The organism is Flavobacterium sp. PL12 (genome assembly GCF_039123485.1).
GTDB lineage: Bacteria > Bacteroidota > Bacteroidia > Flavobacteriales > Flavobacteriaceae > Flavobacterium > Flavobacterium weaverense.
Genome location: NZ_JBANDI010000011.1, coordinates 72,947 through 86,706 on the forward strand (window position 1 = coordinate 72,947; position 13,760 = coordinate 86,706).

The 13,760-nt window shown below is 32.8% G+C and carries 13 protein-coding genes; 11 read left to right on the plus strand and 2 right to left on the minus strand.

Annotated elements, in window-relative coordinates; genetic code table 11:
• Position 1 precedes the first annotated feature (1 nt).
• Positions 2 to 901, minus strand: a complete 900-nt coding sequence (gene gldA, locus RCH19_RS06980; RefSeq protein ID WP_343022613.1) for a gliding motility-associated ABC transporter ATP-binding subunit GldA — start codon at positions 899 to 901, stop codon at positions 2 to 4.
• A gap of 184 nt (positions 902 to 1,085) precedes the next feature.
• Here gldA and RCH19_RS06985 point away from each other — a divergent pair, with 184 nt between their 5' ends.
• The 11 genes from RCH19_RS06985 to queA all read left to right on the plus strand — a co-directional run bounded on the left by RCH19_RS06985 (position 1,086) and on the right by queA (position 12,701).
• The gene (locus RCH19_RS06985; RefSeq protein WP_343022614.1) at positions 1,086 to 2,003 is read left to right on the plus strand and encodes a M28 family peptidase; all 918 of its coding nucleotides are present in this window, start codon (positions 1,086 to 1,088) and stop codon (positions 2,001 to 2,003) included.
• 364 nt (positions 2,004 to 2,367) lie between these two features.
• A complete protein-coding gene (locus tag RCH19_RS06990; RefSeq protein WP_343022642.1) occupies positions 2,368 to 3,195 on the plus strand; it encodes a prephenate dehydratase in 828 nt (275 codons plus the stop codon).
• 33 nt (positions 3,196 to 3,228) lie between these two features.
• Positions 3,229 to 4,380, plus strand: coding sequence for an aminotransferase class I/II-fold pyridoxal phosphate-dependent enzyme (locus RCH19_RS06995; RefSeq protein ID WP_343022615.1), 1,152 nt, complete (start codon positions 3,229 to 3,231; stop codon positions 4,378 to 4,380).
• A 226-nt stretch (positions 4,381 to 4,606) separates the two neighbouring features.
• On the plus strand, positions 4,607 to 5,458 hold the full coding sequence (locus RCH19_RS07000) for a prephenate dehydrogenase (protein ID WP_343022616.1): 852 nt from the start codon (positions 4,607 to 4,609) through the stop codon (positions 5,456 to 5,458).
• Positions 5,459 to 5,596: 138 nt separating this feature from the next.
• Complete coding sequence (locus RCH19_RS07005) at positions 5,597 to 6,679, plus strand: bifunctional 3-deoxy-7-phosphoheptulonate synthase/chorismate mutase type II (RefSeq protein WP_343022617.1); 1,083 nt, start codon at positions 5,597 to 5,599, stop codon at positions 6,677 to 6,679.
• A gap of 239 nt (positions 6,680 to 6,918) precedes the next feature.
• Positions 6,919 to 7,896: a ribosome small subunit-dependent GTPase A gene (gene rsgA, locus RCH19_RS07010; RefSeq protein WP_121925058.1), complete on the plus strand. Its 978-nt coding sequence runs from the start codon at positions 6,919 to 6,921 to the stop codon at positions 7,894 to 7,896.
• A 43-nt stretch (positions 7,897 to 7,939) separates the two neighbouring features.
• Positions 7,940 to 8,392, plus strand: a complete 453-nt coding sequence (gene dtd / locus RCH19_RS07015) for a D-aminoacyl-tRNA deacylase (protein ID WP_343022618.1) — start codon at positions 7,940 to 7,942, stop codon at positions 8,390 to 8,392.
• A 95-nt stretch (positions 8,393 to 8,487) separates the two neighbouring features.
• Positions 8,488 to 9,810, plus strand: coding sequence for a type ISP restriction/modification enzyme (locus tag RCH19_RS07020; protein ID WP_343022619.1), 1,323 nt, complete (start codon positions 8,488 to 8,490; stop codon positions 9,808 to 9,810).
• Between the two features lie 5 nt (positions 9,811 to 9,815).
• Positions 9,816 to 10,142: a nucleotide pyrophosphohydrolase gene (locus RCH19_RS07025; protein ID WP_343022620.1), complete on the plus strand. Its 327-nt coding sequence runs from the start codon at positions 9,816 to 9,818 to the stop codon at positions 10,140 to 10,142.
• A 99-nt stretch (positions 10,143 to 10,241) separates the two neighbouring features.
• Positions 10,242 to 11,459 carry a 3-phosphoshikimate 1-carboxyvinyltransferase gene (locus RCH19_RS07030; protein ID WP_343022621.1) on the plus strand — a complete coding sequence of 406 codons (1,218 nt, stop codon included), beginning with the start codon at positions 10,242 to 10,244 and terminating at the stop codon, positions 11,457 to 11,459.
• A 192-nt stretch (positions 11,460 to 11,651) separates the two neighbouring features.
• On the plus strand, positions 11,652 to 12,701 hold the full coding sequence (gene queA / locus RCH19_RS07035; RefSeq protein WP_121925062.1) for a tRNA preQ1(34) S-adenosylmethionine ribosyltransferase-isomerase QueA: 1,050 nt from the start codon (positions 11,652 to 11,654) through the stop codon (positions 12,699 to 12,701).
• Between the two features lie 245 nt (positions 12,702 to 12,946).
• Here the strand turns inward: queA and RCH19_RS07040 are convergent, their stop codons facing one another.
• The gene (locus tag RCH19_RS07040) at positions 12,947 to 13,681 is read right to left on the minus strand and encodes an SIMPL domain-containing protein (RefSeq protein WP_121925063.1); all 735 of its coding nucleotides are present in this window, start codon (positions 13,679 to 13,681) and stop codon (positions 12,947 to 12,949) included.
• Between the last annotated feature and the right edge of the window lie 79 nt (positions 13,682 to 13,760).

Here is a 13,760-nt window from a genome sequence, read left to right on the forward strand (position 1 = left end):
TCTATTCTTTTGTAATTTCTCTAAAAACCGCTTCTAAATTTTTGTTCTTTTGGTTCAGCTGTAGTGTTTTTAAACCATTTTCATTCGCAAAGTCAAATACTGCAGGACGCATATCCTTATCAGCAAGGAACGTTAATTCCCAGATCATATCATGGGTGTTTTTGTACGAAGTAAGATTTTCTATTTTTGCAATAGCTTGTTCTTCAATTTTATAATCAAATTCAACTTCGATAACTTGCTCCTTGTCTGCAGAAATTAATTTATCTAATTTTTTGTCTGCGACAATTTTGCCATTATTGATAATAATAACTCGGTCACAAATAGCCTCTACTTCCTGCATAATGTGAGTAGAAAGAAAAATTGTTTTATCCTTTCCAGCATTTTTGATCACATTTCTTATTTCAATTAATTGATTAGGATCTAAACCTGTAGTAGGTTCATCTAAAATTAATACTTCTGGATTATGCAATAAAGCGTTAGCTAAACCTACACGCTGACGATAACCTTTTGATAATTGTCCAATTTTCTTGTGACTTTCAGAAGATAGACCAGTAAGTAAAATAACTTCTTCAATACGTGATTTTGCAATTTTATATACATCCGCATTAAAAGCTAAATATTCTCTGACGTATAAATCTAAATACAAAGGATTGTGTTCTGGCAAATAACCAATAGAGCGCTGAACAGCTTTTTGATTTAAATTTACATCATGTCCGTTTACGACGGCAGTTCCTTCATCTGCGTTGATATAAGTCGTTAATATTTTCATCAAAGTAGATTTCCCAGCACCGTTTGGACCTAAAAAACCAACAATCTCACCTTTTTCTACAGAAAAAGAAATGTTGTCTAATGCCTTTTGAGCACCGTAACTTTTTGATATATTATTTACTTCTATCGACATGTCATATTATTTGTTGCAAAAGTAAACAGAAAAATTATGGATTTGTTGTTTCTTTGATTGCCAAATATGTATTTTTAAAAAATATTACAAGGGAGCGTTTTGAAATTGAATTGTAATTTTAAGAGTTAAGCTTTGATATTGCATCGCTTACCTCTGTGAACTGATAAATAAAATGAGTCTAATTATGAAAAATAAGAGCATACTGTTGTTTGCGTTTCTTGGGTTTTTTGCCCAAGCGCAAGTAGTTATAGATAAAGAAGAAGTAATCCGAATCGAAACCGAACTTGCGTCAGATAAGATGGAAGGAAGAGCGACTTTTTCTCCTGGAATTGAATTAGCTTCTACTTTCATCGAAAGTGAGTTTAAAAAAATCAATCTTTCTTATTATGATGACTTAAAAAATTACCGTCAAGAATTTGATGTAAAAGGAAAACCAGCAAACAACGTTATCGCAATTTTACCGGGGAAATCTCGGCCAAATGAGTACGTGATTTTTTCAGCGCATTATGACCATTTAGGAATGGAGAAAGAAGGTGTTGATAAAATTTATAATGGTGCAAATGATGACGCTTCCGGAACAACAGCAGTAATTGCTTTAGCAAAATACTTTAAGGACTTAGATAAAAACGAGCGCACAATGATTTTTGTAGCTTTTACTGGAGAAGAAATAGGCGGTTTTGGTTCTAAATTCTTTTCTGCAAAGATGGATCCAAATAAAGTTGTTGCTATGTTTAATCTCGAAATGATAGGGACAGAAAGCAAATGGGGTAAAAATTCAGCTTATATTACAGGATTTGAGAAAACAGATTTTGGAACTATTTTACAGAAAAACTTAGTTGGCACAAATTTCAATTTCTATCAAGATCCTTATCCAGAACAACAATTGTTTTATCGTTCAGATAATGCTAGATTAGCAGCTCAGGGAGTTCCAGCGCATACTATTTCAACTTCAAAAATGGATGTCGAAATGAATTATCATAAATTAAGCGATGAGGTTTCAACCTTAGACTTAGATAATATGACTGAAATTATAAAAGCGATCGCAATTAGTTCAGAAAGCATTATTAATGGCACTGATACTCCCACAAGAGTAAAAAAATAATGTTTTTATTAAGCTGATTATTACTTTTCTTTTTAATACAGCATTATTTAAATGTTATTTTAGAAGCCTTTTTTTAACTATAGCATAATTTTAAATGGATTTTATCGCCGATTCTTTTTTTGTTTCAAAATAAATAGATTTTTTTTTGGTGCAGTCGAAATTATTTATACATTCGCAGAGAGTTTAATACAAAAAATGAAAACATAATGTTCAATAACCGATTTTATTTTAGCAATTCTTTTTATTTCTGGAAACAGGAAAGGGATTGTCGTATGGTTATTTAATTAGAAAATTAAATTGATAATTATAAATATACAATCCCGATGTGAATCGGGATTTTTTTTTGCCTAAAATTTAAAAAATGATAAATAATATAATTGCAATTCAAGGAATTAAGGGTTCTTTTCACCATCAAGTAGCACAAGAATACTATCAGCGAAATGTTGCTGTAGATGAGTGTTTGTCGTTTGAGGAATTGATAGATAGCTTACTTTCAGGAAAATGTGATCAAGCAGTGATGGCAATTGAAAATTCTATTGCAGGTCCTATAATTCCTAATTATGCATTAATTGACAAAAATAATTTACACATAATAGGAGAACATTATTTAAATATTAATCAAAATTTAATGGCTTTAAAAGGGCAACGAATCGAAGATATTACAGAAGTTCATTCGCATCCTATGGCAATTTTACAGTGTATGGATTTTTTAAAAAAATATCCGAATATAAAGTTGGTTGAAGATAAAGATACTGCTGAAACGGCTCGACGAATTCAGCAGAATCAGTTAAAAGGGATAGCTGCTATAGCGAGTGAAACAGCTGCAGAAATGTACGGTTTAGAAATATTAGTACCTAAGATTCAAACTATAAAAAACAATATGACTCGTTTTGTTATTTTGAAAAAAGAGAATTCGTTTGTGCCAGAATCAGAAATTAGAAGAGCTTCAATCAAATTTGAATTAGATCACAAGCGAGGCAGTTTAGCTGCAGTTTTGAATGTAATGAGTGACTGTAAAATGAACTTGACTAAGATTCAATCATTGCCAAAAATAGAGACTCCGTGGAAGTATTCATTTTTTGTGGATATTACTTTCGAAAAATACGAAGACTATGCAAAGGCAAAATCATTACTGGTAATTATGGCCGAGTATTTTAAAGTACTAGGAGAATATAAAAACACAAAAGATTAAGTACAAGAAGGAATAAAGATTTAAAATAAAAACATGATTACAACAGCAAAACGTTTAGATACAGTCGAAGAATACTATTTCTCTTCAAAGTTGAGAGAAGTGAGACAACTAGCGTCTGAAGGGAAGCCCATCATCAATATGGGAATTGGAAGTCCAGATTTATTGCCTTCAAAAGCAGTGGTTGATGCTCTAATTTTAGCAATGCAAGATAACAATGCGCACCAATATCAAAGTTATCAGGGCTTGCCAGAATTACGCGAAGGAATGGCTAATTTCTATAAAAATAATTATGACGTTGTTGTAAATCCAATTAATGAAATTTTGCCATTGATGGGTTCAAAAGAGGGTATCATGCATATTTCTTTAGCTTTCTTGAACGAAGGAGATCATGTTTTAATTCCGAATCCAGGTTATCCAACCTATACGTCGGTTACTAATCTAGTTGGTGCAGTACCAGTTTTTTATGATTTAAAAGAAAATACAAATTGGGAACCCGATTTTGAAGCTTTAGAAAAGTTAGATCTATCGAAAGTTAAAATTATGTGGATAGGTTATCCGCACATGCCTACGGGAGCTCGAGGTAGTCTACAGTTGTTTTCAAAACTTGTGGCATTCGCTAAGAAACATAAGATTTTACTAATAAATGACAATCCATATAGTTTTGTTTTGAATGATAAACCAATGAGTTTGCTGCAAGTTGAAGGTGCGAAAGAAGTGGCTTTAGAACTAAATTCGTTGAGCAAAACATACAATATGGCGGGATGGAGAGTAGGAATGCTTTTAGGGAATGCTAAATTTATTGATTCTGTTTTGAAAGTGAAAAGTAATATGGACAGCGGAATGTTCTTTGCAATTCAGAAAGGTGCAACCGAAGCTTTAAAGAGTGATTCTTCTTGGTTTCAAGATATGAATACGATTTATAGAAAAAGAAGAGTGCTGACTGAGAAATTAGCTAAGAAATTAGGATGCAAAGTTTATAAAGAAGGAGTCGGATTATTTGTGTGGGCCAAATTGCCTGACGGTATCCAATCAGCAGAAAAGTTCATTGATGGGATATTATATGAAAAATCAATTTTCATAACACCGGGTACTATTTTTGGAAGTAATGGTGAAGGATATATAAGATTTTCATTGTGTGTAACTGAAGAAAAAGTTCAAGAAGCAATAGATAGATTCACAACTTAGAGAAGCGATTTATTTCGGAGGATCTTATAATGAATAACAGACTTCTTTGTCAAATTTTCAAACTTTGACAACGATTTAGTAAAGAAGAATGTTCTTAAAGGGCAAAACATTCTAGCCCTGATAGTAGTAAAAATCCTTTTATGTCCGCCACGGCGGAAATAAAAGATTGCAGCGGATAGCAGGAAATAGCTCCTAGTAAAAATTAGGAAAATATAGAAGATATAAAATGAAAACATACATAATAGGGATAGGTTTAATAGGTGGTTCGATGGCTTTAGACATCAAAGCGCTACAACCTAATTCCAAGATATTTGGGATTGATAGTAGTGAAAAACATTTGCAAGAAGCAATGGAGCTAGGGATTATTGACGAGCCTGGAAAAATGGAAGATTTAGCAACAGCTGATTTTGTGATAGTTTCGGTTCCGGTAGATGTGGCGATGGTTCTCTTGCCAACGGTACTAGATTTAATTGGAGAAAATACTATCGTTTTTGAAGTTGGTTCTACCAAATTACCAATTTGTGAAGCAGTTAGTGAACATCCAAAAAGGAGAAATTTTATTGCGACTCATCCTATTGCAGGGACGGAGTTTTCAGGACCGTCTGCAGCTATAAAAGGTTTGTTTCAAGGGAAGACTAACATTATTTGCGAGGTTGAGAAAACAGCTTTCAAGCTGCAAGAAAAGGCACTAGAACTGTTTAGAGAATTAGGAATGAGAATTCGTTATATGGAACCTAAATCGCATGATAAACATATAGCTTATGTGTCGCACTTGTCCCATATTTCTGCATTTATGCTTGGTAAAACGGTTATTCAAAAAGAGAAGCACGAGCAAGATATATTTGATATGGCCGGTTCTGGTTTTGAAAGCACTGTGCGATTAGCTAAAAGTTCGCCAGCAATGTGGACGCCCATTTTTAAGCAAAATAGAAAGCAAGTTGTTAAAACTTTAGAGGAGTATATTTCCAACTTAACGCAGTTTAAAGATTTACTTGTAAACGAGGATTACACGGCCATTTTTGAAGAGATGGAAAGTGTAAATAGAATAAAAGAAATTTTAAACGGAATGGGCAAGTAAGTATTGATCAGTATTAAGTGGTAAGTCACAGTTTGTATTAAAAAAATAAAACATAATAAAAGTAATTAACAACAGTCCTTTTTTAGATCTCTCTCTGCTATGGCACGAGTTTAAAAATTAAGGACAAATTTAGAAAATATGGAAAATAAGAAAGAAATGAGAAGTTGGTTAAATGATTTCAATTTAACACATCCTTTAGTGATAGCGGGTCCTTGTAGTGCAGAAACAGAAGAGCAAGTTTTAAAAATTGCACATGAATTGAAAGATTCTGATGTAAGTATTTTTAGAGCTGGAATCTGGAAACCAAGAACGCGTCCCGGAGGATTTGAAGGTGTTGGCGAAATTGGATTGAAATGGTTAGTTAAAGCCAAAAAGGAAACAGGTTTGCTAATGGGAACTGAGGTTGCAACTGCGGCACACTGTAAATTAGCTTTAGAATATGATATTGACGTTTTATGGGTTGGTGCTCGTACGACTGCAAATCCATTTGCTGTTCAAGAAATTGCTGATACATTAGCAGGAACTGATAAAATTGTATTAATAAAAAACCCAGTTAATCCAGATATGGCTTTATGGCTAGGTGGGGTAGAACGTTTGTATGCTGCTGGAATTAAAAAATTAGGAGTAATTCACAGAGGTTTCTCTACATACGAAAAAACTAAATATAGAAATATTCCAGAATGGCAAATTGCAATTGACTTGCAAAATAAATTTCCTGATTTACCTTTAATTATTGATCCATCACATATCACAGGAAACAGAGATATGATTCTTGAAGTAACGCAAGAAGCGCTAAATTTAAATTATGATGGTATGATTATCGAAACTCATACGGATCCTGATAATGCGTGGAGTGATGCTGCACAACAAGTAACACCTGATGCATTGAAACAGATTTTTAAAGATTTGAGAGTAAGGAAGCAAGATGATGTTTCTGATGAATACACTCAAAAAATGAATAAGCTAAGAGCTAATATCGATGTGTTAGATGGTAATTTACTTGAATTGTTGGGCAAACGTATGAAAGTAGCGGACCAAATAGGTCAAGTGAAAAAAGATGCTAACGTTGCGGTTCTTCAAAATACGCGTTGGAATGAAATTCTTGGCAAAATGATTTTAGAAGGTGAAAAGAAAGGTTTGACAGAAGAGTTTGTTCTTAGAATGTTCAAGGCAATTCACCAAGAGAGCATTGGTCACCAAGAAAAAATAGTTAATGTTTAAAACATTCGGCATTGCATTTTAAATATTTCTTATTTTAGATTTCGTGAGCTCAAAAAAATGATTTTGAAAAAATCCCAAAGTTTATAATTTTGGGATTTTTTATTTAGAGTCACTTATAAAATCATAATTCTAAAATTGTCACTCCTCAATCATAAATCATTTATCTTTGCAAAACATTCGAATTAAAATAAAAATCGATCCCGCACTTTCGGGACGTTAATCTTCAATCAAAATCCTACATGACAGGACTCGTATATAAATCTACAGGAAGCTGGTACACCGTAAAATCCGAACAAGGTGATTTTATAGAATGCCGTATGAAAGGGAAATTTAGAATCAAGGGAATTAAAAGCACCAATCCTATTGCGGTAGGTGATATTGTTGATTATGAACTCGAGGAATCTTCAGATACTGTCACTGGAACAATACACAATATTCACGAGAGAAAGAATTACATTGTTCGAAAATCAGTGAATTTATCTCACCAAATGCATATTATTGCTTCTAATATTGATTGTGTTTTTTTATTAATTACAATCAATAATCCTCCAACGACTTTTAATTTCATTGACCGTTTTTTGGTTACTGCTGAAGCGTACGGAATAGAAACTATTTTAGTTTTTAATAAAATTGATACTTTAGATGACGCTACACTTGATGAGCAATTGTATATGCAGCATGTTTATGAACAAATTGGATATAAATGCTTGAGAGTTTCTTCGACTGAAATGAAAGGAATCGAAGCTTTAAAAGAAATAATGATTGGTAAGGTTAGTATGTTTTCAGGACACTCCGGTGTTGGGAAATCGACATTGGTTAATGCAATGGAGCCAACATTGCATTTGAAAACAAAGACAATTTCAGAAGCAAGTAAACAAGGACAACATACGACGACTTTTGCTGAAATGTATGATTTGTCTTTTGGTGCAAAAATTATCGATACTCCGGGAATCAAAGGTTTCGGGATCGTTGACATGGAAAAAGAAGAAATCAGCGGTTATTTCCCTGAATTTTTCAAATTGAAAGAACAGTGCAAATTTAATAATTGCTTACATAAAGAAGAACCGCATTGTGCTATTAAAGCTGCTCTAGAAAGAGATGAAATTCCGTGGTCTCGTTACAATAGTTACTTAAAAATACTAGAAGGTGATGATGAAAACTATCGCACTGATATTCATAATGAAGACAGAATAATAAGTGATAAAACAAGAGAATAAAATTGCTCTAAAAACCCCAAATTTAAAATTTAATATCTAATATTTGAAAACAGTAATCCAACGAGTATCCTCCGCTTCAGTAACGATAGATTCAAAAGTAGTTGCTAATATTGACAAAGGCTTACTGGTGTTGGTTGGAATAGAAGACGCCGATAATCAAGATGATATTAATTGGCTAACCGCTAAAATTGCTAATATTCGGATTTTTGAAGATGAGAATCAGGTAATGAATCTTTCAATAAAAGATACCGAAGGAGATATAATTGTAGTAAGTCAATTTACGTTACACGCCAATACCAAAAAAGGAAATCGACCGTCCTATATAAAAGCTTCAAAACCTGATGTTGCTATCCCGCTTTATGAGAGTTTTTTACAGCAGTTAGAAAAAGAACTTGGTAAAAAAGTACAAACGGGAGTTTTTGGCGCTGATATGAAAGTTGGTTTGATAAACGATGGGCCAGTAACTATAGTGATAGACAGTAAAAACAAAGAATAAGTTTGAAATTTTAGTTTTCTGCTCAAAATTTAGTAAGAATCATTCTTAAAGATATCTTACTTACAATTCTTTACATTTGTTTAAATTCATAGTCAATGACTTTAGAACAATACATCCAAAATTTAAATTCAGCTATTTTTTCAGCCGATACTAATGATTTAGTCTTGACTAATCTCCCTGATTTTAATCATGAAAGTATTGTTGCTTTTAGTAAAAAGATAAATTTAGATTTTGTTTTAAAAAAAGAAAATGGAAATGTCTGTTTTGCGAACAACAATGACGAATTAAGAGACGACTTTAAACAAGTTTTTGACACGACCGATTTTCTAAATTATATTTATGCTGTTTCTTTCTCAGTTATTTATAAAGAAAAATTCCAAAAATATTTTAGTATAAATTTTCCCAAAATTCCATTTCCAAAAGTTGATGATGATTTTTGGAAGCTGGTGAAATTGGGAAGAGAAATGCGAGAAATAAATTTGCTGGAAAGTCCATGTTTAGGAGGGAATATTGCTCAATTTCCTGTTGATGGGAATAATAAGGTTCATAATCTACGATTTAAAATTAAAGATACCACCCCGGCCTACAGCCACCTCTCCGAAGGAGGGGAATTTACTAACTCGAATTCCCCTCCTTTGGATGGGTGTCCGCCGCAGGCGGACGGGGTGGTATTTCCTTCTGCGACACAAGTCCTGGAAAATAACACAACTCCCCCACATTTCACAATCAAAAACATAAAAATATTCCACAATACAGTTACCACAATACAGTACAATCCAAAATTAAAAGAAAGAGCAAAAGCACTTCGATACGCATATAACTTGTCAGAGGTATTGTTCTGGATGCAAGTTAATAAAAGTCATTTTTATAAAATAGATTTTGACCGTCAAAGAATTATTGGCAATTACATTGTGGATTTTTACGTAAAAAAGCTAGGTTTAATTGTCGAAATAGATGGAGTAAGTCATGAAGGAAAAGAAAAGAATGATGCTGATAGAGAAGAGTATTTCAAATCATTGGGTTTAAAAATATTCCGAATTCCAGTTGTAGATGTTTTGCAAAATATGAGTAAAGCTATGACTGATTTAGAAAATTTTATTGTTGAAAACTATGGGGAGATTGATTGTGATGAAATAGAAAGACCACCCCGTCCAGAGGAGGGGAATTGTATCGAAGGAAATTGTAGTGATGAAAATCTAGCTAAAGTATTTATCAACGACACACAATATTTTGAAAACATTCCTGAAGCAGTTTGGAATCTATACATCGGAAATTCTCAACCAGCACAAAAATGGCTCACAGACAGAAAAAGTAAGTTACTAGAATCTAAAGATATTAAACAATATCAAAGAATAATAGCTACTTTAATAAAAGCAAATCGAATAATAAAACAAATTAATAAAATCAAAATACACTAATAAAAATGGACTTAAAGAACTCACAACTTGACGTAGATAATTGGATAAAAGAGCACGGTGTTCGTTATTTCAATGAATTGACAAATATGGCACAACTTACAGAGGAAGTAGGTGAAGTAGCTAGGATTATCGCGCGTCGTTACGGCGAACAATCTGAAAAAGAAAGTGATAAAAATAAAGATTTGGGTGAAGAATTAGCTGATGTGGTCTTTGTGGTTTTGTGTTTGGCAAATCAAACGGGAATTGATTTACAAGCAGCTTTTGACAAAAAGATGGATTTCAAGTCAATTAGAGATAAAGAACGTCACAAAAACAACGAAAAACTGAAGTAATTTGTAGATCATAAATTATGAATTACAGTCGACTATTGGTAAATTGCACACTTCATTTATTTCGAAAATAATTCCTACTACACAACTGATAATCACAACATGGATCTACTGTTACAAACTACCCATTCTAATTTAAAAGCTCAAATTGCCGTTACTGGATCAAAAAGCGAAACCAACCGATTACTATTATTACAAGCTTTATATCCTAATATAACTTTATCAAATACTTCTAATTCAGATGATAGTGAAGTCATGCAGAAAGCATTAAAAGGTAATAATGAATCTATAGATATTCATCATGCTGGAACTGCTATGCGTTTCTTAAGTGCCTATTTTGCTACTCAAGAGGGGAGGGAAATAGTTTTAACTGGTTCCGCGAGAATGCAAGAGAGACCTATAAAAGTTTTAGTAGAAGCTATTACGCAATTAGGAGTGAAAATCACTTATGAAAAGGAAGATGGATATCCGCCAATACGAATCAAAGGACAAAAAATCAAAGCATCTAGAGTTACGATGGCTGCAAATGTCAGTAGTCAATATATTTCAGCGTTGTTATTAATTGCTCCAAAATTAGTAAACGGTTTAGAATTATTATTGGAAGGTGAAATAACTTCTGTTCCGTACATCAAAATGACATTAGCTTTGCTGAATGATCTTGATATCCAAACTAGTTTTGAAGGAAATATAATTAAAGTTTTTCCAAAGCAAGAAGTAGAAGTTAAAGAAATGGTTGTAGAATCAGATTGGAGTTCTGCATCCTACTTTTTTAGTTTGGTTGCATTAGCTGATCAGGCTGCTATTTCATTGACTAGCTATAAAGAAAATAGTTTGCAAGGCGATTCAGCTTTGGTTGAAATTTACAAGCAAATGGGAGTTGTGTCAAATTTCGAAAACAATGTTTTGTCTTTAACCAAAATACTAAATTTCAAACCTGAAAATTTAAACTTGGAACTTAACAACACACCAGATATTGCTCAAACTATTGTGGTAACATGTCTCGGTTTAGGAATTGGTTGTCATTTGACAGGACTTCACACTTTGAAAATAAAAGAGACAGATAGATTAGAAGCGTTGAGAATTGAATTGACAAAATTAGGTGCAAATATTACAGTTACTAATGATAGTTTAACGCTTACAGCGTCAAGTAAAATCAACCATAATGTAAAAATTGCTACTTATAATGACCACAGAATGGCAATGGCATTCGCTCCTTTAGCATTAAAAGTGCCCATTATAATTGAAAATGCTGACGTGGTTTCAAAATCATACCCTGATTTCTGGGAGGATATGAAAACTTTAGGTTTTATTATTTCATAAACTATAGACTAATTCTCAATGTTTGCGGGCTAAACTGCTGATATTTTGTGACTTTCTAACTTTGTTTCTAAATTAAACATCAAAACACTTGACAACGCCTATCTCACAGTCGTATATTTGCACTCTTAAGCAAGTTTACAATTTGTGGCAATTTTTTGCCGGGGGATTTAATCTTTTAAATAAAAAACAAAAATGAAGTTATCACATTTTCAATTCGATTTACCTAAAGAATTGCTTGCAGAGTATCCTGCTGAAAACAGGGACGAAGCGCGTCTAATGGTTATTGATCGTAAAAAGCAAACCATTGAGCACAAGATGTTCAAAGATGTTATCGATTATTTTGATGAAGGCGATGTTTTAATCTTAAATAATACTAAGGTTTTTCCAGCTCGTTTGTACGGGAACAAAGAAAAAACAGGAGCAAGAATCGAAGTTTTTTTACTTAGAGAACTTAATTCTGAGCAAAGACTTTGGGATGTTTTAGTTGATCCAGCACGTAAAATCAGAATTGGAAACAAATTATATTTTGGTGATGATGATTCATTAGTAGCTGAGGTTATCGACAATACAACTTCTCGTGGAAGAACATTGCGTTTCCTTTATGACGGTTCGTATGAAGAATTTAGAAATAAATTGACTGAACTTGGAGAAACTCCAATACCAAAATACATTTCAAGAGACGTAACTCCAGAAGATGCGGAACGTTATCAAACTATTTATGCTAAAGAAGAAGGAGCTGTTGCAGCGCCTACTGCAGGATTGCACTTCTCTAAACATTTGTTGAAAAAACTAGAAATTAAAGGAATAAAGTTTGCTGAAGTTACGCTTCACGTAGGTTTAGGGACATTTAATCCAGTTGAGGTTGAAGATTTATCTAAGCATAAAATGGATTCTGAGGAGTTGAAAATTACTCAAGAAGCCTGTGATATTGTGAATGACGCTAAAGCTAAAAAGAAACGTATTTGTACCGTAGGAACTACTTCTATGCGTGCTGTTGAAAGCTCAGTTTCATCACATGAAACATTGAATCCTTTTGACGGATGGACTAATAAGTTTGTTTTCCCTCCGCATGAGTTTACAATTCCAACATGTATGATTACTAATTTTCACACACCAAAATCAACTTTATTAATGATGGTTTCTGCTTTTTGTGGACATGATTTAATGAAAAAAGCATACGCAGATGCTATTGAAAAAGAATACAAATTCTATTCTTATGGTGATGCTATGTTAATTATTTAATCTGAATTTATTTCAGATTCTCAATAATTATTTATTTCAGATTCTCAATAATTGGTACATATCAATTTAAAGCATAAAAAAAACTCGTCAGTATTGGCGAGTTTTTTTTTGGGTGTGCCCCAAGGGTCGTGCTGTACGCTATATCTTTATTTTCTTTATCAAGAAAATAAAGGATGCCGCTTCCATCACTCACACAATTTACGATGCAAAAACTATTCAGTAGTTTCTAAATGATTAGAAATAATCTAATTAACCTGATATACTAACCGAACAGTGATATTAGCTGTTTTGTTTTTAGAAGCAGTGTTAAACGAACCTCCATAAGAGAAATCCTCAGATGAATTTTGACCTGTTATCTGGAAAACACCCATATCTGATTTTTTAAGATTCCCTAAACTAGCATCTGCATTTTCGGCAATGCTTTTTGCTCTTACACTAGCGTCTTTTGTAGCTTCAGCGATCATTTTTATCTTTAGCTCGGCTAATTTTGTATAATAATATTCAGGAGCATTAGAATAAAATTCAACACCTGAATTGATTAGCTCACTAGATTGCCTAGATAATTCTTCAATTTTATTTACTTCTTTAGATTGGATACTTACACTTTGAGTTAAATTAAATCCAGTAAAAATTTGTTGTCGAGTCGTCCCGTTTTCATTGTAAGTAGTTTCAATGTCTTTATTGAAACTTACCGCTGAAAAAACCATCTCATTAGCTGCAATTCCTTTACCTGACAAATAACTTTTTATTTTCTCACGATCAGAATCTAATTCGGCGTAAGCCTCCTTCAAAGTCATGCTTTTTTTCGAAAAAGAACCACTCCAAACGATTAAGTCAGAAACGAAATCTTTTTTACCTGAACCTGTAACGCTAATAGTGTCGTTACTTTTATTCCGATTCTGAAAAGCATTCGAAAATAAATAAGAGGAAATTACAACAGCTACTGCGATTATAATAACGTTTAAACTATTTTTAAGCATAGATATAAATTTAATGTTCTATCAAAGGTAGTCAATTATTAAGCCAAGAATAATAGTATTAAATTGAAGAGTCTAGATT